Raw genomic sequence first — 19,831 nt, forward strand, 5'->3', positions numbered from 1 at the left:
CCTACTAACAAATTAGTATTTTACCTGTAACGTAGCCATGTAGTTACGACCTTCGCCAACAACAACGCCGCGAGTGCTGCCGCCTTCTAGGTAGTCTGTATCAAACAGGTTCTCTACATTAAAGCGTGCAACAAAATCTAAGTTCTCATCGTACTTAATAGTATGTGCAACACCTGCATCTACACGAGTGTAAGCGTCTTTCTTAAATGTGTTAGCACTTTCAGTGTAACGCTCACCTACGTGATACACACCTAGGTTTACATCAGTACCGTTGTTGAATGCGTAAGTAGACCAGATGCTTGCAGTAAATTCAGGAACGTCTGCTGGTGTTTTACCATTAAGAGCTGGGTCATTCTTATATTCAGCGTCTAAGAACATTGTTGACGCGCTTACAGAGAACGCATCCGTCACGTTGCCCGTCGCAGCTAGCTCCACACCGGTGTGAACTTGTTCACCAACCTGTGTTGTACGCGTCTCTTTTGCGTGAGATGCAGGAAGGTCTTCTGTAACTTGCATGTTCGTTTGTGTGATCTGGAATACTGCGCCTGATACGAATAAACGCTCGTCAAACAATTCCCACTTAGAACCTAGCTCGTACAATGATCCTTGTTTCGGCTTTTGTGATTGACCGAAGTTCACATCTTTCGAGTTTGAGATTTCACCTACAGGTTCAAAGCTTTCAGAGTAAACTGCATAAATTGAACCATTTTCAGCCGGTGAGTACACCACACCTAGTTTTGGTAAAAGATTGTTGTACGTCTGCTCTTTCGATTTTGACGTGCCTTTGTTGCTGATCGTTTTATCGTATGCTAAACGAACACCTGCAAGCGCTTGCCATTGGTCGTTAAAAGTCACAAGGTCTTGAACGTATAGACCGTAGTGTTGGCTTTGTGAATGCGATTGTGAATCATCATTTTTGTAATGAATGTCCGCTGGCATATCAAAGCCTTTACCACACTCTTTTATTGCATCTGCTTCTGATGCATTTTCACAAGCATAATCTCGTACATATAAGCGCTTGTAATCGTAGTGCAGTCCATTAGCGCCAACCAATAGACGGTGGTTTACGCCAAGAGCGTCAAAATCGCCCGTGAAATCTACATAGGCCGTATCGAACGTCCATTCATCATGGCGATCAGAAACTTGATATCCGAAAGTTTTGTTTTTCTTGTTTGCTTTAACTTCGTTTTTTGACTCTGTGCGACGGCGCTCGTAAAACTGGCGGTTAATGCCAGACTTAACCGACCATGCATCGTTTAAGTTTGCTGTCAGACCCACGCCGTAGTTTGCAACATCGTTGTCTGTTTGTGCAAAACGTTGATCATTAACCGTATTTGGGTTGATCGCTTTACCCGTTGTCTTATCAATCTTAGAGCCGTTATCTAAATCACCCAGCTCTTGAGTGCGATCGTAATGTGCAGATAGCATCACATCTTCGTTGATGTCGTAATCAACAAATAGGCCACCAACAAAACGTTCTGTTTCTACATCTGTGCCGTCAAAGCGTGTACGGTAAGAATCTTGATTTTCTTTTGAAACGATAGCACGAGCACGTAATGTTTGGTCATCATTCAATGAACCACTTACATCAGCGACAGTACGAGTGTAGTTGTCAGAACCAATGTCTTGGCTCACATTAACTTGAGTTTCATACGTAGGCTTCTTAGTAACCATGTTAACAAGGCCGCCTGGTGCTGATTTACCGTAAAGTAAACCTGCAGGGCCTTTTAGTACTTCAACGCGTTCTAGTAGTTCTACCGGTTGACGGTAATGAGACCAGTGTTGAACGCCATCGCGCAAGTAACCAGAACTGCTTCCTAGAGAAAAACCACGTAGGTTGAAGCGCTCACGGTTCGTTGATTTAGAACCCGCTGAAATTGACGCGTCATTCTTTAGTACTTCGCCAAGCGTGCTTGCGCGTTGCTCATCAATGATTTGCTCACTGATAATCGTAACTTGTCCTGGAGTCTCTAATTGAGTCGCCTCCATGCGCATTGCTGTTGTATTCGTGTCGGCTTTATACCCGTAATCACGACCTTCAACAACCATATGTTCGTCAGTTTTTACTGTTTCTGCCAATACTGCTGGTGAAGCTAATACTGCGCCGATTACTAAAGCCAATGGCTTTTTTGAAAACATGTCCTTTTCTCCACTTTTATTCTTTTAGACGAACACTTTGTTATTTATTCGATGTGTCCGTTAGACCGTTTCCGGTACCACTGAATTATTTCGAGGGGGAATATAAGTGATAACTATTACTATTTGCATTAAATTTACATTCTTTGCATTCGTAAAGTTTTGTAAAGACGAACTGACGAGTCGTTAACCTGCAGTTAAAAGAAACCAATTCAATACAGTCATTTAACGAGCACTTGAATTAAAAATCGGTTCTCCGCCCCAAACTTTTTTGAAACACCGCCATTTGCGCTGTCAATGGAACAAGCAAACATCTATAACAAAATCCTCTTATCTTATTTATTACCTTTAGAACGACGATTTTTTGTATAAAACACTCGATCAATGTAAATGATTGGTGAATTATTTTGTTTTAATTTGTTTTATTTGAACAATTATCAGTGATTATGATCACATCTGTAATCCCAAATTCATTTTTTGTTTTTTGATTTAATCAACCGACTGCTAATCTCCTGCTCACTTTGGAAAGGTATCAAAGTTATAAATAATAAGGAGTGTTCTAAATGAATACCAAGAAACCTATGTCTCTGACTGGCCGAGTAATCCTCGGTATGGTCGTAGGTATATTCACGGGATTTGCCATTCAATCCCTTTTTGCAGACAGCGGATTTGTTAACAACTACATCGTTAACGGACTCTTTGAAGTAGGCGGACAGATCTTTGTCGCCAGTTTAAAAATGCTTGTTGTGCCACTCGTCTTCGTTTCACTGGTGTGCGGTACAAGCTCTCTTAAAGACTTATCAACTCTTGGCCGTATGGGGGGCAAAACGCTTGCACTTTATATCGGTACTACAGCCGTTGCTATCACTCTAGCACTGACTATCGGTAACCTGTTCCAACCAGGGGCTGGTGCGGATCTTACGGCTGCGAGCTCTTTCAAATCAGCTGATGCCCCTTCTTTGGGACAAGTCATCATCGATATGTTCCCGACCAACCCTATTCAGGCGATGGCTGAGGGCAAAACGCTACAAGTTATCGTATTTGCAGTATTGTTTGGTATCGCGATCAGTGCTGCAGGTAAACCCGGTGAGCGTATCGCTGCGGTTTTCTCTGATTTGAACGAAGTAATCATGAAGCTGGTTGCGCTGCTGATGAACCTTGCTCCTTACGGTGTGTTCTTCTTGATGGCTAAACTGTTCTCAGGCCTTGGCTTGGGTGCAATTTGGAACCTAGCAGAATACTTCTTAGTGCTTGCTGGTACCCTACTGTTACACGGTTTGGTAACTTACAGTGCGATGCTTAAAGGATTCACAGGCCTTAGCCCGATTACGTTCCTACGCAAGATGGAAGATGCAATCATGTTTGCATTCTCAACAGCCTCTTCGAACGCAACAATTCCAGTGACAATGGAAACGGCTAAAAACCGCATGGGCGTAGACAACAAAGTCGCCTCTTTCACAGTTCCACTAGGTGCAACTGTCAACATGGACGGTACTGCTATCATGCAGGGTGTTGCAACGGCGTTTATCGCACAAGCGTACAATATCGACCTAACCATGGGTGATTACCTGATGGTGATCCTAACAGCGACATTGGCTTCTGTTGGTACCGCGGGTGTTCCTGGCGTCGGTCTTGTTATGTTAGCGATGGTATTGAATCAAGTTGGCCTACCGCTTGAAGGTATCGCGCTAATCATGGGCGTTGACCGTCTTCTTGACATGATCCGTACTGCCGTCAACATCACTGGTGATAGTGCTGTAACTATCATTGTGGCTAAGTCTGAAGGCTCTTTTGACGAAGCTCGCTTTAATGACCCAGCAGCCGGTGAGAAAGAAGAAGAAGTAAAGCTAGCACACCAACAGGCGTAATCTATGCTTCTCTGTCGCTCTTACTTTCAAGCCAAGGCGCAATTAATGGCTGTGCCTTAGCCTGATAATGAAAAGCGTGTATAAAAAAACGCCACTGCTGATGCAGTGGCGTTTTTTATTGGGCTATGTTTTTAAACTATATTACTTAGCTATATTTCTAAGCAATGTTTCTCAGCACGCTTTCAGTCATAGTTATCTATGGAGCACGACAGATAACCGCAGGAATCTAACCTACGATTGGAAACATAAGATTCACTCTCAGCCCCCCACCTTCTCTATTTTCAGCGGTAACATGCCCATTCATCACTCCCATGGCTTCCTTGACGATCGCGAGCCCAAGACCGTAACCACCAGATTGTTTATCTCGAGCTGACTCGATGCGAGTAAACGGATCAAAAATATCGGCAAGCTTGTTATCTGGAATCCCTTCACCATCATCCTCTACAGAAATGACACTGTAACGTGCATCACTGACCTGCCCGTAGGTCTTGACAACAATATCCGCATTGTCCCCTGCGTATTTAATCGCATTTCCAATAAGGTTGCTTATCACTCTTAAGAGTAGTCTCTCATCAACATTGACCATTGATGTCGCGGTTTCCAAATCACTAATCAGAGTTTGATTAGGCTTTAAGTCGTTTTGTAACTGCGCAATCAGCATCGAGCAATAATGCTCTAAATGCATTGGAGTTAACTTAGAATCATAACGAGAAGTTTCTAGGCGGCTGAACTCAAGAATTTCCCCCACCAGCTTATTCATCTCTTCCGTCTCGCTTTCCATTCGTTCGAGCAAACCCATACTTTTTTCATCGACTTTGCTGCGTAATAAATGCAGTGCGAGATTTTGCCTTGCTAACGGTGTTCGTAGCTCATGTGAGACATCACGAATCAAACGACGCTGCTTTTCAGCCAAAGATTTAATCTCAAAGGTCATATGATCAAAATCATTGGCAAGCTCATTGAATTCACGTGTAGTTGAATCCAACTCAGACACCACACTCACTGAAAAGTCCCCTTGTGCGAGCCTTCGACTGGCCTCCCTTAAACGATCGAGTGGCTGTTGTAGACTTTTCGCCATGATAATGGAAAACAGCGATAACACGATAAAAGCAATCACAGCTTTCAGCGCGTAGGAATACGGTGCAAAGGATTTTGCTGGATGAAACTGGCCTGGTAGTTGAATCACGAGTGTGTTGCCATTATCAAGTGGCAAGCCGAAGATAGGCTTACTCACACGATCACTGAGTTGATGATCTAATGTACGCAGGTACTGCAACTTAAATTCGAAATGCGGATGCATGTGTCGGTGGGTAATAGGTCGGTTGTTTTCATCGATAATGAATAAATAATAACCTTGGGCATTGCCCCAGTCGGCAAGCTCATCCATGTCCCCTTCTTCGATCAATACATTAGCTTGATAAGCCAAATCCAACATTTCAGCTTTAACAGATTCAGGTACCTTCAACAAGGCTTTCATCAGCGCTCGTTCTGCGACACCTTGAAGGATGAGTATGCTGACTAAAATCACGGTCAGGCAACTGAACAGCTGAAACGTTAAGCCATCCTTACGCTTGATAACGAAATCAGGGCACCGTAACAACCTGGCACTCATACTCCTACCGACTCTAGGTAGCTGTAGCCTTGACCGCGCACAGTTTTAATATGTTGTTTAGATAAGCCAGCCTGCACCAATTTTCGACGTATATTGCTGATATGCATATCTAAATTACGATCGAAGGGGCAAAGCTCTTTTTTCAACACATGTACTTGTAAGTCAGATTTTGAAACAACGATGCCATCATTTTTGATCAGATAATCAAGCAGCTCTTTTTCAGTGCCCGTTAAAGGTAAACGGGTAAGTTGCTCGCACAAGCCTTGATTTGATGAAGCCATTGACTGTCTTTGACGCTCAAACCCAACTCGTCGCAAGATCACCTTAATCCGAGTTAGAAGTTCAGGTACATTGAAAGGCTTAGCGATGTACTGATCTGCACCCGCTTGATAGCCATCTAGCATAGAGGCATCGTCATTAAGCGCAGTTAGCATAAGGATTGGAGTAGCAAAACGCTGACAAATGCGTCTTGCGACTTGAAAACCACTTAAATTGGGGAGCATCACATCGAGTAAGACTAAATCAACAGGATTCGATTGAATAAACTCTAGAGCGGATTCACCGCAGTGAACGGTATCAACGTGATACCCCTCATTTTCTAAAACTTCACCCAATAACTCACACAACTGAATATCATCATCAACAACTAAAACACGTGACATTTCGCACACCGATAAATAAGAACTGTTTGCATTCTAATTATCGTTATTATTGATTTCAATTATAAAGTGCGAGATTTTATCTATAAAAGGAAATCTTTTTCAATCGGTACAAATTTTGAGGCAGAATCGATAAGATTTTGAGCGGTTAGCCCAGGGACGCCATACACTTCAACAGGTTTTCCAAAACGTTCTTTGATTCGCTCGACCAAGATTTCAAAATCACCGTCTCCGGATACCAAAACGATCGTATCAACCGTCTCAGCAAGCTCTATCGCATCTAACGCGATACCGACATCCCAATCGCCTTTGGCGCTACCATCACGACGCTGAATAAACGGTTTTAGCTTCACATTAAAACCAACACCACGAAGAATATGGTGGAATTGACGCTGTTTAGGATCTTGGCTTGAGATTGCGTAAGCATTGGCTTCGACAACGTTACGTCCTTCCGTGGCAACATACCAAAACTGGTTATAGTCGAAGTTAGAACGGTATTTATCACGTGTTGTATAGTAAACGTTCTGAACGTCGACCAAAATTGCTATGTTTTCCATAAATTCATACCTTTAGATTTTCCGTATACCCTATTCTATTCACTTCTAAAATGCGAGTCGCTTTATTTAATAAAAATGAACTCATTAGCTATGCTTAACGTAACTATTATTGGCTTAACGAAAGTTATTATTGGCTTAACGAAAGTTATTATTGGCTTAACGTAGCTATTGTTAGCTTAACGTAGTTGTCATTAACTTAGAGCTTGTTTGGGTTTATCGAGGAAGGTGGAACATGCAGTACCGACAAATAATCAGATCATGCCTTGGCAGCGACACCTTTGACTCAGTATTGACACGTTGCTGCGCGGCAATAACTAACGCTGCCATAACTAAGGCAGCGATAACTAAGACATCGGTAACAAACGTAATTTCCAAACCACTGAGCGCTCTAATAACAAGCACGGTTATGTTTATGATTCTGTCGGTCAACTCGTTACACGCCTACCCAGCCTACTCTCATTCCAAGGCTCTTCCACACCGCAGTGTTATTTATTTCGCTCCAACAGAAGATTCGATCGTAAAAGAGTTTCTCAATGAAGTCTTGATTAACAATTGTCAATTGGACGAGCGAGATGTGGTTATCATGGTCATCGCCGAAAGCGGCTACACCGTTCCTGCATGGTTAGTTGAAGAGTTTAATTTGGATGCAGTGACTAACAGTTATGGAATACCCAAAGGTTCACACACTGCCGTGTTGATTGGTAAAGACGGGAAAGAGAAACATAGGTGGAGTGGTAAAACCGATTGGCGTTTAATTACCAATATTATTGACGAAATGCCCATGCGCCAACAAGAAATGCAGCGACAGAGTAGCCGCTGCAGTATTTGATTCTTAGTCAGCTAAGCTGATCATCAATCGATTATGCTTGCTTGTTAAACCAAGCCAGTTTTTCATGGAGCTGAGCAACACTTCCAACCACAATCAGTGCCGGGCTTTTGGCAGCGCTAGCAAGGTCAGCTAGGTCACGCAACCCACCTCGAAACACTTTCTGCTCTTGGCGAGTGCCGTTTTCGATAATCGCAACAGGCATGTCTTCTCGCATACCGTTATCGAGTAAATTCTTCTGAATATTCGGACTCTCTTTCAAGCCCATGTAAAACACGATCGTGTGATTGTGTTGAGCAAGAGAACGCCAGTCAATATCTTCGCCATCCTTCTTCAAATGGCCCGTAATAAACTGAACGCTTTGTGCATGGTCACGGTGAGTCAGCGGAATCCCCGCATATGCGGTCGCTCCTGCGGCTGCAGTAATGCCTGGAATCACTTCAAATCTCACGTCATTCTCGGCCAACGTTTCGCACTCTTCGCCACCACGGCCAAAGATAAACGAGTCACCACCTTTTAGACGCACAACGTGCTTGTTTTCTTGTGCTTTGATCACCAACAGTTGGTTGATCTGATCTTGTGGTACGCAATGATGATCGAGCTTCTTACCCACATACAACATTTCAGCTTCTGGGTTAGCCATCGCTAAGATATCTTTTGATACCAAGCGGTCATAAACCAAAACGTCTGCTTGTTGAATCACTCGCGCTGCTTTTAGCGTAAGTAAGTCAGGGTCACCTGGACCTGCACCTACCAATGAAACAAATCCATTACTTACTTCTTTAACATTCGATGACGATACTTCTGACATTCTGCGCTCCGAAGGTTTGCTTGTTTTATCTCAAGCTTCAATCTATGTGATAAGTCACTGTATTCATGATGACTTATCAAAATCCTTAACTCTTAGACTATCAGGTGTTGAAATAAATATTCAGTCTAAATACTAACGAAGATAGAAATAATTATAACAAAACAATCTATTGCGGATGTTTTGCTCAATAACAAACAACCCATCTATGATAACTAAGAGTTTGTGATAACTAAGAGTTTGTCTGTCCGAAAATACACTGACAGCTTTCAAACTAAAAAAGCCCCAAACACGTTGTTGGGGCTTTCAATCTCATACTAAATTACGTTTACCGTATTACTTCGCGCCTAGAGAAGGAGCTGTTTTAGCGTGAGTTAGGTACAGAGGAACACACGTTAACAGTAGGCCACCAACGATGTTACCTAAGATTGTTGGGATAAGGTTGAAGTTCAACCATGTCGCGATACCGAAGTCAGCGCCAAGAATCATACCCAGTGGGAATAGGAACATGTTTACCACTGTGTGCTCAAATACAAGTGCGAAGAAGATGAAGATTGGGAACCACATCATTGCGACACGGCCAGACACTGTACGTGCTGTCATGTTACCAATCACACCTAGACAAACCATTAGGTTACAGAAGATGCCGCGCACGAAACACGTGATCCAACCGTCCATACCCATGTTTTCAAACCCTAGGCTACGACCTGTAGAAACAGCAATGAACTTTTGAGCAACAGCGTTTGGTTCTAAAGAGAAGTTACCTGTAAGTGAAATTGCCACTAACACTGCAACAATTAAAGAACCGATAAGGTTACCAAGACCAACAAGACCCCAACAACGTAGGATACGACCCCAAGTAATGCCTGGGCGATTATCGAATTTCGCTAGCGGAGCAAGACCAAATACACCCGTTACTAGGTCGTAACCCATCACACTCAAAATGACGAAGCCCACAGGGAACACAAGTGCACCAACAATACCGATACCTGTTTGCACGATAGTAGTGATAGCCACAACGACAGCAAGAGAAAGGATGATGCCTGCCATTGTGCTTCGAATCAGAAGATCACGAGTACCCGTTTTGGTTTTCGCTTCACCTACATCGATCATCGTTTGAACGAATTCTGCTGGTTTAAAATCAGTAGACATAAGATTGTCCTTAAAAAATTAAAATTAAAAGTTGAAATCGGATAGGAAAAGGTTCTAGTTGCCGAATTAAGGCAATGTCGATAACTAGAACCCTTGATCTATCAGATCTTTTTAAGCAAACCGTTATGCTGAAACTTCTACAGCACCTTTAGTCACGCGAGCTTTATACGCTTTTACACTGAAGCTCTCGTCTTCCATGCACACACCTGTTGCTAGGTTAAAGCGTTGCTTCTTAAGTGGACTCGCCACCCAAAGCTCACCTTTGTGTTCAACCGTTAAACCGCGAGATAAAACGTTTGATTGGAAAAACGGGTCAGTATTACTAATCGCAAACACTTCTTCGGCTTTCGTTGGGCGGAAAACAGCAACTTGCTCACCACCAACCAATGCACAAACACCTGTACCTGGAATAATGTCTTCGATCTTACAAACTTTGGTAAATGCCATGATGTCGTCTCCCAATTAAACCAGTTCAACGTGAAGGATATCGCCCTTCGCTTCTGGGTGTTTCTCTGTAAATGTCGCTGGACGGTGCTGTTCACGGCCATCATCAACAAACACAACGTTTTCATCACGGTCATCAGCATTGATGAAGTGTGAGAAGCGCTTAAGTTGAGCTTCGTCGTTGATAGTGTCAGTCCACTCACAAGCAAAGTTACCCACAAGGCCAGCTACGTCCGCTTCAAGTTGGTCATTGATGCCAAGCTTATTGTCTACAATCACTTCACGTAGGTAATCAACACCTCCTTCTAGGTTGTCCATCCATACCGAAGTACGTTGTAGTGGCGCAGCCGTGCGGATGTAGAACATCATGAAACGGTCGATGTATTTGATCAGCGTTTCTTGGTCTAGGTCGCTTGCAAGTAAGTCTGCGTGACGAGGCTTCATACCACCGTTACCACATACGTACATGTTCCAACCTGCGTCAGTCGCGATAATACCTAAGTCTTTACCTTGAGCTTCAGCACACTCACGAGTACAGCCAGACACACCAAACTTCATCTTATGAGGAGTACGGATGCCTTTGTAACGGTTCTCGATCATCACACCTAGGCCAACTGAATCTTGAACGCCGTAACGACACCAAGTTGAACCGACACATGTCTTAGCCATACGTAGCGCCTTCGCGTACGCTTGACCTGTTTCGTAGCCTGCAGCGACTAACTTCTTCCAGATTGCTGGTAAATCATCTTTTTGAGCACCAAACAGACCGATTCGTTGCGCGCCAGTAATCTTGGTGTATAGGTTGTATTCAGCCGCCACATCAGCAAGTACGCTTAGTGCTTGAGGCGTTACTTCACCACCCGCCATACGAGGGATTACAGAGTAAGTACCGTCTTTTTGCATGTTACCTAGGAAGTTATCGTTGGTATCGTGCAGTTTTACTAGTTCAGGCTTAAGGATGTGTTCACCCCAGCAAGAAGCAAGGATAGAACCCGCTAGAGGCTTACATACTTCACAGCCGTAGCCCTTACCGTATTTCTCTAGTAGCTCATCGAACGTTTTGATTTCTTCAATGCGAATTAGGTGGAAAAGCTCTTGGCGAGAGTAAGCAAAGTGCTCACAAACGTCGTTCTTCACTTCAACACCGGCTTTAGCAAGTTCAGCGTTTAGAACTGAAGTTACTAGTGGAATACAACCACCACAGCCAGTACCAGCGCCAGTGACTGCTTTGATATCACCAATGGTATGGTGACCTTCAGCAACCGCTTGAGCGATCTTGCCTTTAGTTACATCGAAACAAGAACAGATAACAGCAGATTCAGGAAGAGAATCCGCGCCAAGTGTTGGCTTTTCAGCACCCGCGTGAGCAGGAAGAATCAATGCATCTGGATGCTCTGGTAGGTCGATTTCGTTCAGCATTAACTGAAGAAGATCACCATAGTCAGACGTGTCACCGACCATTACCGCACCAAGCAGCTTCTTGTTGTCTTCAGAAACGATTAAGCGTTTGTAAACTTCTTGCTCTTCGTTTTGGTAAACGTAACTCTTACAACCAGGAGTACGACCGTTTGCATCGCCGATAGAACCTACTTTCACACCCAGAAGCTTAAGCTTCGCAGACATGTCAGCGCCTTCAAATGTGCTTTCGTTACCGACAACATGGTCAACCGCTACCGTCGCCATTTTGTAACCAGGAGCCACTAGGCCGTAGAACGTTTGGTTCCAAGACGCACACTCACCGATAGCATAAATATCTTTGTCTGTCGTTTGACAGTGATCGTTAATCTCGATGCCACCGCGAGGCGCAATACCTAGACCCATTTGACGAGCAAGTTTGTCTTGTGGGCGAATGCCGGCAGAGAATACGATGAAATCAGTTTCTAGCTCAGTGCCGTCTGCAAAACGCATCACGTTACGAGCTTCAGTGCCTTCAGGAGCAATTTCAAGCGTGTTCTTGCTTGTATGAACGTTAACGCCCATACGTTCGATTTTTTGACGAAGTTGATTACCACCAGCAAGATCAAGCTGCTCTGCCATTAGCTTTGGAGCAAACTCAACAACGTGAGTCGTCACACCGAGTGCTTTCAATGCACCAGCCGCTTCAAGACCAAGTAAACCACCACCGACTACAACACCAGATTTAGAATTCTTAGCGGTTGCTTCAATCGCTTTCAAATCTTCGATAGTGCGGTAAACAAAACAGTCTTTACCTTCGTGGCCTTTGATTGGCGGAACAAACGGGAAAGAACCAGTAGCAAGAACAAGTTTGTCGTATTGAATTTCGCGACCAGTGCTTGAGTAAACTGTTTTCTTTTCACGGTTAACGTTGATAGCACGTTCACCGATCAGCATGTTGATGCCGTGTTTCTCGTAGAAGCCTTCTTTTACTAAAGAAAGTTCATCTGCAGTGTGGTGTGAAAAGTAAGAAGAAAGGTGTACACGGTCATACGCAACACGTGGTTCTTCACAGAACACCGTGATGTCCATGTTTGCAACATCTGTCTTCTCGACTAAATCTTCGATATAGCGATGACCGACCATCCCGTTACCGATTACGACTAGCTTCATCTTGCTCATAAGAATTCCTGAAGGTTATATATTTCTTAACTGAGCGAATAATGAATTATGAAAGAAAATGAAAATATGATGTAAATCAATTACGAAAACAAACTACCCTAAAGTGGTAGAACAAAAGAGGTAGATATGCTTAATTATCGAGCAAAGCAAACGAATAACCACAGTTTAGATAGGGTTTAGCGGGGTTTTATATACACTTTAGTGCATTTAGCGGAATGTTGTAAAGTTTCACAATAGGTTACCAACAACGTAAGTAAATGACAATCATTTTCATTTGGGTTCTTATAAATATATATATAGATGCCTATAAATACATGTAGAACACCGTTTGCGTGAAAAACTATGTGTAATTGTGAAAACCACTCCTACCTATTCGGAATGTAAACAAAGCTGTTCGCCCTTTTAGTGCCGTGATCAACTCCGTTTATAGCTTTGGTCATCGGCTAGTTTGCTTGATCTAACACAAGAACCCTTTTGATTGATATGCGTGATGTAAAAATCAACTTCCAACCAAACTCTGAATAAATTAGCATCATTGAAAATAATTCTTATTTAAGAGAGTGAATACGATGCGCGTACTTTTACTAATCCTATCTATTATTGCAGCCCCTGCGTTTGCTGAAACAAAAGTCATCAAACAAGTGATGGACATGAATTCTGAAAACATCGACAAGATGTATCAATTCATTCCTGATTACGTAGAAATCGAACCTGGGGATAAGGTGCTTTTTAAAGGGACTGTTGGCTCTCATACTGCCCATAGCATTCAAGGGATGCTTCCTGACGGAGCAAAACCTCTTATGATATCCGGGTCAAACGCTCAGGAAGTCACTTTTGATAAGCCCGGCGTTTATGGCATAAAATGTAAAGTACATCACCGACACGGAATGGTGGCACTTGTGGTTGTTGGTGATCCCAGCGTTAACTTAGAGGAAGCTCGCACTGCGGCCAAAAAACGTGTGAGTCGCAGAGCTCAGAAGAAGATGCAAGGCTTGCTCGATCAAGCAGAACAAAAAGTTCAATAACCTTTGTCCCTGTCTTGAAGCATCAGCTCTCTGTTGATGTGTGATAGGAATGCTAGCCTGAAGACAAGCTAAGGGGTCAGTAACAAGAAGAAACAGCGCCGAATTGGCGCTGTTTCTTTTTACTTGTCTAACTTAGACATTGTCAAATATTCCGCACTAAACGTACAAACATATCAAACTAGCCAACCCGTTCTAAATGACACTCCGACAACCACAAACAAAATTGAAATAATGGTCACTGGCACAATGTGCAGCGCCATATCAACCAAGTTGTCCTTCGATAGTTTTGGAATCACACGAAAGCGTGCGTCTAGGGCTAGCAATACCGTCAGAGACAGCAACGTCAATTTCGCGGCAATGCCATGAGCCAATGGAATCGACATATCAAACCATAAGCTAACGTCCGGCAACATGTGATAAGCGAGCATCAACCCAGTCACCACTTGAACTACCAAAGCTGGCATTCCCACCTTTTCGTACCCTTGCTCAAATTCCAATAACATTTCTGGAGAACGGTGTTTCAAGACTTTAGGAAGGATAACGACGCTGAGAATAATGTGCCCTCCCGTCCAAATGGTGGCAGCCAATACATGCAAAACCAATAATACGCCAAACATAAACTTCCCTTACACAATGTTACGTGGTGCAAAGGAGAACCCTTCAAACTCACGCTTATATTTTGATTCGCCAATTTTCTTTATTTTGGCGACGCCCATTTTGTAGTTGTAGTTACCACTGATTTGGTCAACTACCCTTGTTGTTAAAGCATTCGCTGGGTTCTTCATGTCCATCATATTGCAATACAACACACCTTTTTTCGTGGCTGAGGTGACAATCGCAACGGCTTTAATCTGCGCGTAATCCAGTTGAATGTGACCATTTTTCATTAGGTTACTAAACTGAAAATCGTCTGACTCGATACCCAGAATCGTATCTTTAAAATTGGCCACCCGTTCCGAGTACACCAGTACTTCATCTCCGGCTTCTATGCCCCGCTTGTCCGCATCTTCTGGGTGAACTTCAATCCAGTTTTCAGGCCAGCGATGAGTGATGTAAGGCCTGCGCTCGGTATCATCAAACCCTGACTGCCAAATCTCGTTAATACGACCATTCGAGAACCACAACTCGTCCTTTTGGGGAGTAAGCCAAGCATGGAAATCACTAAACAGATCCCAAGGATGTTTTTGAAGATTGATCTTCCCCGTCTGACTATTAAATTGAGTGAGCTGTTTACGCATAATATTGGCGCCTTGAGGCCCATCTTGGAGCCCTTTGTCGACCAGATCATCCCAACTCATTTCAGTATCATGTAGGCGCTTAGTGCCAATCAGCTTTTTGGTGTCATAGTTATAAAAAACAGGCCCTTGGATCCCTTCGGTACCAAATTCAGCGAGCTTTTGATGAAGAGTTTTTCCTTCAGCATGTGCTGCGACTTTAATCATATTGAAATCTTTACGGCTACCACGGCTAAATCGTGATGACTCTTCAGCTACATCATTTGAGTTTTGCCAATCAAACCCATCGTACCCCATTCGCGAAGCCATTTGAGCAACAATCCACCAGTCTGGCTTAGCCTGACCCGGCGCATCAGCGAACTTTTGGTAAAGGCGTAGACGACGCTCACCATTAGCGCGCATGAAATCCTCTTCCCCCCAAGTCGCGGCCGGAAAGATGATATCAGCGAATTGTTTACCAATAGGATCACGTAAATAAATATCTTGATTGATGACGACCATTCCACCGGAATCTGCACGCTTTTTGAGTGTATCTATAATGTGCTGTTTATCACGTCGCATCGCTTGGTGAGGATTACGTGTTGTTAAGTCGGTGAATTTCTCTTTCAACCCATAGCTACCACACATAGCTTGAATCCATGTTGTACCAATGACATGAGCCATACGGGTATGCCCGGAATAGAGATATCTATCGGTGTCTATTGAGCGTCTGCGCCTACCTGCTACTTTTTCAGGTGACTTGTTCCTTGGTAGTTTCCCACCGGCTAGTCCACCACGTTGATGCCCACCAAATCGACCAATCACACGCCCTTCTCGGCCACCAGTACCGATTATCGTTGCAAGAGAGGCAATGGCGTTGGTATTGCCGGTATTATTCGACCAATAAAAGCCCTTCTCTATACCAATTGATGCTTTAACTCTTTGACCATTCACTGGCATTGCCAACATCTCAGCAGCTTTATGGATCTTCTCGACATCAATACCTGCGATTGATGCGGCATACTCAGGTGCGTACTCTTTCTGCTCCAAATTCCATTGCTTATAATCATCAAAACCATCAGTTTGGAATTTGCCCCATGTGGTTCTCCATTGCCAAGGTGTGTTACGCGTACCTTGGCCAAAGCCAGAACTTGACTCCCACTTATTATTGACCCAGTTTTCAATCCACTCGTTATCTTGCCAACCTTGCTCTAAGATCACTCGAGCAATTGCACCAATCACAAGATTATCGCTACCGGGGTTAATATCGAGATGCAATCCACCTTGAGCTTTAAGCCAAGCTATTCCAGCGGTTTCACGAGGGTTCAAAATCACGGTTTTCATCCCACGATGCACCGCAGGCATAATAAACTGTGTAAAGATGATGGTTTTGGTCTCATACGGATCTGTTCCGCATATCATCAAAGTATCTGCCGCACCCCAATCATCATAACTTGGAGCAAAATTATCAAAACCCGCATCTCGAAACCCTGGGGTTGCGGTGACATCTGACGGCGTATCATGAAACGAAAAATTCGCGGTATTGACATGACGCAATGCATACTTTGTTATCGCATAGGTGTTTTCAATATACTGATAGGAATAGGTTTTTACGCAGTAACTGTTTGAACCGTGCGTATCAATCACATGACGGCCGACTTGGGCTGCTATATCCAACGCAAAATCCCATTCTACCGGTTGTAACTGACCGTTAATTCGAACAAGTGGTTGCTTCAATCGATCTTTGGTTGGTGTTTCTGGGTTATAAAGCTTTCTTGCGAGCAGTCCACCACGAACCGAAGAATCACCGCCTTTATTGACGACCTGTATGTCTTTGTCTGCCACGACAACCACATGGTGTGGTTTGCCATTATGCGAAACAATATTATGTTGCTGTGGCGAAACCCAAGCTTGCAGAGCATGAACCGGGAAATCGACACCAAATGCATTTTCACTTGCAGCAGGCCCACCTGAAGGGCTACTCACAGGCCAACGATAGACTTTGTAACCACACGCAACAATACAATAGTCACACGCTGTTGTGATGACTTCCGCACCAGCAGGCGGCAATAAAGTACTGCTCGGTTGAAGGTATGAATGGTTTTGATTAAATTGATTGTTTGCAGGAGATTGAGTCATCTATATTACCTCCACATCGATCAGGTTTTCCATTCGACCAAAGATCAACCCCATAACCCCAACCGCATAGATATCGTCACCTTCGAGCTCCAGCAATACTTGAGGTAAGCTCTCAAAGGCTTGACCAGATACCATAATGCCATGGCGACGCAAATCAAATGTAGACAGGTGGAATGGACACTGCCCGACAATGCGATGCTCTCCTGTTGCTTTATAAGCACCGGTTAAAGGCCCACCTTGATGAGTACACGTCATCGAGTACGCCACAATATCTCGCTGTAACCCTATCCCACCGCCACATTCGATGTCGGATTTAACCAGCATTGCAATCGAATTTTTCCCCTCATCGGGATATTGAAAGTGAACCGGAATGTGGTTGGTGAGTTGACTTAACTTTGCGATTTTCTTGCGCGGGTAACCGACAATACGACCTTCAACTTGAGTTTCAGAATCCGTGCCTGCAAATAAGGTAAGAGGAACCATAGAGACGGCAGTCGCCGCGCCGGAATAGAGTAAAAAATCACGTCGTGACATCATGCATTTGTTGTGTCGTTTACTCGAATGTTGATCTAAGTTGGCGATCATTTTTCTGCTCCAGCAAGTTCTTCTTTAGTAAATAACAGTTGGTATTCTGGAATGGTTGGCTCTTCAATAAAAATCTGTTCACCTGAAAATGCTTCGATAAAGCTCAGTAAGTTCTTTTTATCTTGCTCCGTTAAACCGAGAGGTTGAATCAAAGCAGATTTTGTCTGAGGATACCCTGTGGTACGCCCGTCATCCGCCACACCACCTCGGTCGTAGAAATCAATCACCGCTTCTAAAGTTGGAATAGTGCCATTGTGCATGTAGGGCGCAGTGTATTTTGTATAACGTAAGCTTGGCGTGCGAAACTTACCTAACATCTCTTTACGTTTTGCACGAAAGTAAGCACCGGGATCAGCCTTTGTAGTGCGGTACATCTCTTCGGTGACACCTTTAGAATAAAGCTCAAATCGAAACGTTATCTGTGCCAGTCCATCATCATTCCACCAAGGGCTTGGCGGCACGCCAATGTTGTAGAATTTTTGATCGGATACCAAAGCCCCGTTGTGACAAGCAATGCAATTCGCTTTGCCCTCAAACAGTGCTTTTCCCTTCAATTGGGACTCAGACAAAGCGGTTTTGTCACCCAGTAAATAGTTGTCTATTGGTGTGTCACGTTGAATCATCGTACGTTCAAACGCGGCTATAGCACGCCAAGCGTTGTGTATTTTCGGAGTATCATCACCAAACACTCGCTTAAAACGTTCAACATACTCAGGTACTAAGGCTAAACGCGCTTCCATGATGTCATCTTCACCATTTCCCGCTACCGCACCTTTCGCTGCATCTTTGGCTTGCGCTTCCAATGACATAGCGCTGCCCGCCCAGAATAATTTATCGTAGTAAGCTGCGTTAATGATCGTTTGGCTATTACGCCAATGCACCGTTCCCGGGTAACCCATAGAAAGGTCATCAGGAAAATCCCAGCCCTGAGATTGAATATGGCAACCAGCACAAGGGCTCGTCGTATCACCGCTGAGCCGACCGTCATAAAATAAGATTTTACCCAACTCTATTTTTTCAGGCGTTTGTTTATTATCCGCAGGTACAGGTACCTCCCCTAGAGGCTCAAGCTGTACCTGTGCATTAACAACATTGGGAAGCCCCGTCATCCCAATTAGAATAAAGAGTGCCATCTTTAATACAGAGCGCTTAGTTACGAACATTTGACCAATCCTCCGTGTATTCGTAGTCGAAGTCATAATCCAACCATTCGTACTTTTCACCCGTGAGAGCGTCTCCAGATAACGATTCCAAAAAGGCCACCAGCGCCTTTTTTTCATCGTCCGTCAAGGAAAGCGTGGTGAGTCGAGAGTCTTTATTTGAGTCCTCGCCACCGCCTTGATTATAAAACTCAACCACATCTTCAAGCGTGGCCAGCATGCCATTGTGCATATACGGCGCAGTTTGAGTCAGCTCTCGCAGCGTTGGTGTAACAAATTTACCGCGATCGCTACCATCCGCTTTATGAGTTTGAACATGCGCACCAACATCACGCTTTAACGTTAAGTAATCTTGCACACCCATAAACATGTTGTAGGCAAGAAAAGATTGATGCCGCATTGGGTCTAAAAATATCTCATGATTTTCTGGCACTCCGGTATTGTGTGCCTTCCCATCCGTAAATAGAGCGCCGCTATGGCATTGGCTGCACCCCGCTTTGTCTGTGAACAGCTTTTCTCCCTGAATGGCTAAGTCGCTAAGCTCACCCTTGTCAAAAGGGACGTTCTTCGAAGTCAGTGTTTTTAGATATTCAGGCAGGGCTTTGCGCACTCCGCCATTTGAAGGTTCCCCTAGATTAGCCGCTTTAAACATCTCGACGTATATAGGGTCTTGTTTGAGGCGTTCTTGCATCAAACGCATGTCCATATTCATCAGCCAGTCTTCAGTGATATTTTCCCGCACCACATCGTTTAGGTTGGTGCCAATGCGACCATCGTGAAACCACACCTCTTTATAGGCTGTGTTAATAAGTGTGGGTGCATTACGAAACCCATCACTCCCTGTATACGCAGGGCTTAACGGTTCAGGATAAGAGAAGCCATTCGCCGGAATGTGGCAACTGGAACACGAAATCGAGTCATCCCCGGACAAGCGCGTATCAAAAAACAGACGTTTACCGAGTTCTGCCTTCGCCGTATCTATATTTATGGGAGGCAAAGCGGCGTATAGAGTTGCAGAAAAAAGAGAACACACTCCTACCAAACTTTTTAGTGCGATGCTCATCGGCAT

The 19,831-nt window shown here is 44.0% G+C and carries 16 protein-coding genes; 3 read left to right on the plus strand and 13 right to left on the minus strand.

The annotated features are described in order from the left end of the window. Positions 1–12 precede the first annotated feature (12 nt). Positions 13–2,139: a TonB-dependent siderophore receptor gene (locus OCV44_RS14560; RefSeq protein WP_139684253.1), complete on the minus strand. Its 2,127-nt coding sequence runs from the start codon at positions 2,137–2,139 to the stop codon at positions 13–15. A 560-nt stretch (positions 2,140–2,699) separates the two neighbouring features. On the opposite strand from OCV44_RS14560, the gene OCV44_RS14565 reads away from it, so the two are divergent. Next, positions 2,700–4,004, plus strand: coding sequence for a dicarboxylate/amino acid:cation symporter (locus tag OCV44_RS14565; protein WP_139684252.1), 1,305 nt, complete (start codon positions 2,700–2,702; stop codon positions 4,002–4,004). 226 nt (positions 4,005–4,230) lie between these two features. On the opposite strand, the gene OCV44_RS14570 is transcribed toward OCV44_RS14565, so the two are convergent. The 3 genes from OCV44_RS14570 to OCV44_RS14580 form a co-directional block, all read right to left on the minus strand. Then, positions 4,231–5,616 carry a sensor histidine kinase gene (locus OCV44_RS14570; RefSeq protein WP_139684251.1) on the minus strand — a complete coding sequence of 462 codons (1,386 nt, stop codon included), beginning with the start codon at positions 5,614–5,616 and terminating at the stop codon, positions 4,231–4,233. After that, positions 5,613–6,278, minus strand: a complete 666-nt coding sequence (locus OCV44_RS14575; RefSeq protein WP_086050889.1) for a response regulator transcription factor — start codon at positions 6,276–6,278, stop codon at positions 5,613–5,615. Before OCV44_RS14575 ends, OCV44_RS14570 begins: the two co-directional genes overlap by 4 nt. 80 nt (positions 6,279–6,358) lie before the next feature. Next, a complete protein-coding gene (locus OCV44_RS14580; protein WP_009845414.1) occupies positions 6,359–6,832 on the minus strand; it encodes a LabA-like NYN domain-containing protein in 474 nt (157 codons plus the stop codon). Between the two features lie 232 nt (positions 6,833–7,064). Here OCV44_RS14580 and OCV44_RS14585 point away from each other — a divergent pair, with 232 nt between their 5' ends. Then, positions 7,065–7,661: a DUF4174 domain-containing protein gene (locus tag OCV44_RS14585; RefSeq protein WP_139684250.1), complete on the plus strand. Its 597-nt coding sequence runs from the start codon at positions 7,065–7,067 to the stop codon at positions 7,659–7,661. Positions 7,662–7,692: 31 nt separating this feature from the next. On the opposite strand, the gene cobA is transcribed toward OCV44_RS14585, so the two are convergent. From cobA to nirB, 4 genes are all read right to left on the minus strand, one after another. Further along, a complete protein-coding gene (cobA, locus tag OCV44_RS14590) occupies positions 7,693–8,469 on the minus strand; it encodes a uroporphyrinogen-III C-methyltransferase (RefSeq protein WP_139684249.1) in 777 nt (258 codons plus the stop codon). A 333-nt stretch (positions 8,470–8,802) separates the two neighbouring features. Then, a complete protein-coding gene (locus tag OCV44_RS14595) occupies positions 8,803–9,618 on the minus strand; it encodes a formate/nitrite transporter family protein (RefSeq protein ID WP_086050886.1) in 816 nt (271 codons plus the stop codon). A gap of 123 nt (positions 9,619–9,741) precedes the next feature. Continuing rightward, positions 9,742–10,065 (minus strand): nitrite reductase small subunit NirD, encoded by a 324-nt coding sequence (nirD, locus tag OCV44_RS14600; protein ID WP_139684248.1) that lies wholly within the window; start codon positions 10,063–10,065, stop codon positions 9,742–9,744. A 15-nt stretch (positions 10,066–10,080) separates the two neighbouring features. Continuing rightward, positions 10,081–12,639, minus strand: coding sequence for a nitrite reductase large subunit NirB (gene nirB / locus OCV44_RS14605; protein WP_139684247.1), 2,559 nt, complete (start codon positions 12,637–12,639; stop codon positions 10,081–10,083). Positions 12,640–13,208: 569 nt separating this feature from the next. Between nirB and OCV44_RS14610 the strand changes: the two genes are divergently transcribed. Beyond that, entirely contained in the window at positions 13,209–13,664 is a 456-nt protein-coding gene (locus OCV44_RS14610; protein WP_139684246.1) for a plastocyanin/azurin family copper-binding protein, read from the plus strand. A gap of 173 nt (positions 13,665–13,837) precedes the next feature. Here OCV44_RS14610 and OCV44_RS14615 read toward each other — a convergent pair whose 3' ends face one another. The 5 genes from OCV44_RS14615 to OCV44_RS14635 are packed head-to-tail and all read right to left on the minus strand — an operon-like array spanning position 13,838 to position 19,825. Beyond that, positions 13,838–14,281 (minus strand): CopD family protein, encoded by a 444-nt coding sequence (locus OCV44_RS14615; protein WP_004731117.1) that lies wholly within the window; start codon positions 14,279–14,281, stop codon positions 13,838–13,840. A gap of 9 nt (positions 14,282–14,290) precedes the next feature. Continuing rightward, positions 14,291–17,017, minus strand: a complete 2,727-nt coding sequence (locus tag OCV44_RS14620; RefSeq protein ID WP_211349755.1) for a molybdopterin-dependent oxidoreductase — start codon at positions 17,015–17,017, stop codon at positions 14,291–14,293. Then, entirely contained in the window at positions 17,018–17,602 is a 585-nt protein-coding gene (locus tag OCV44_RS14625; protein WP_139684245.1) for an arsenate reductase (azurin) small subunit, read from the minus strand. It lies immediately after the preceding gene. Then, entirely contained in the window at positions 17,599–18,765 is a 1,167-nt protein-coding gene (locus OCV44_RS14630) for a cytochrome-c peroxidase (protein ID WP_139684244.1), read from the minus strand. Before OCV44_RS14630 ends, OCV44_RS14625 begins: the two co-directional genes overlap by 4 nt. Then, positions 18,752–19,825: a cytochrome-c peroxidase gene (locus OCV44_RS14635; protein WP_211349754.1), complete on the minus strand. Its 1,074-nt coding sequence runs from the start codon at positions 19,823–19,825 to the stop codon at positions 18,752–18,754. Before OCV44_RS14635 ends, OCV44_RS14630 begins: the two co-directional genes overlap by 14 nt. Positions 19,826–19,831 lie beyond the last annotated feature (6 nt).

The sequence above is a fragment of the Vibrio tasmaniensis genome, from assembly GCF_024347635.1.
Taxonomy (GTDB): domain Bacteria; phylum Pseudomonadota; class Gammaproteobacteria; order Enterobacterales; family Vibrionaceae; genus Vibrio; species Vibrio tasmaniensis.

Excerpts from the sequence above, each read along its gene's own strand:
- OCV44_RS14560 (WP_139684253.1), bottom strand. The coding sequence starts at position 2,139 with ATGTTTTCAAAAAAGCCATTGGCTTTAGTAATCGGCGCAGTATTAGCT.
- OCV44_RS14565 (WP_139684252.1), top strand. The coding sequence starts at position 2,700 with ATGAATACCAAGAAACCTATGTCTCTGACTGGCCGAGTAATCCTCGGT.
- OCV44_RS14570 (WP_139684251.1), bottom strand. The coding sequence starts at position 5,616 with ATGAGTGCCAGGTTGTTACGGTGCCCTGATTTCGTTATCAAGCGTAAG.
- OCV44_RS14575 (WP_086050889.1), bottom strand. The coding sequence starts at position 6,278 with ATGTCACGTGTTTTAGTTGTTGATGATGATATTCAGTTGTGTGAGTTA.
- OCV44_RS14580 (WP_009845414.1), bottom strand. The coding sequence starts at position 6,832 with ATGGAAAACATAGCAATTTTGGTCGACGTTCAGAACGTTTACTATACA.
- OCV44_RS14585 (WP_139684250.1), top strand. The coding sequence starts at position 7,065 with ATGCAGTACCGACAAATAATCAGATCATGCCTTGGCAGCGACACCTTT.
- cobA (WP_139684249.1), bottom strand. The coding sequence starts at position 8,469 with ATGTCAGAAGTATCGTCATCGAATGTTAAAGAAGTAAGTAATGGATTT.
- OCV44_RS14595 (WP_086050886.1), bottom strand. The coding sequence starts at position 9,618 with ATGTCTACTGATTTTAAACCAGCAGAATTCGTTCAAACGATGATCGAT.
- nirD (WP_139684248.1), bottom strand. The coding sequence starts at position 10,065 with ATGGCATTTACCAAAGTTTGTAAGATCGAAGACATTATTCCAGGTACA.
- nirB (WP_139684247.1), bottom strand. The coding sequence starts at position 12,639 with ATGAGCAAGATGAAGCTAGTCGTAATCGGTAACGGGATGGTCGGTCAT.
- OCV44_RS14610 (WP_139684246.1), top strand. The coding sequence starts at position 13,209 with ATGCGCGTACTTTTACTAATCCTATCTATTATTGCAGCCCCTGCGTTT.
- OCV44_RS14615 (WP_004731117.1), bottom strand. The coding sequence starts at position 14,281 with ATGTTTGGCGTATTATTGGTTTTGCATGTATTGGCTGCCACCATTTGG.
- OCV44_RS14620 (WP_211349755.1), bottom strand. The coding sequence starts at position 17,017 with ATGACTCAATCTCCTGCAAACAATCAATTTAATCAAAACCATTCATAC.
- OCV44_RS14625 (WP_139684245.1), bottom strand. The coding sequence starts at position 17,602 with ATGATCGCCAACTTAGATCAACATTCGAGTAAACGACACAACAAATGC.
- OCV44_RS14630 (WP_139684244.1), bottom strand. The coding sequence starts at position 18,765 with ATGTTCGTAACTAAGCGCTCTGTATTAAAGATGGCACTCTTTATTCTA.
- OCV44_RS14635 (WP_211349754.1), bottom strand. The coding sequence starts at position 19,825 with ATGAGCATCGCACTAAAAAGTTTGGTAGGAGTGTGTTCTCTTTTTTCT.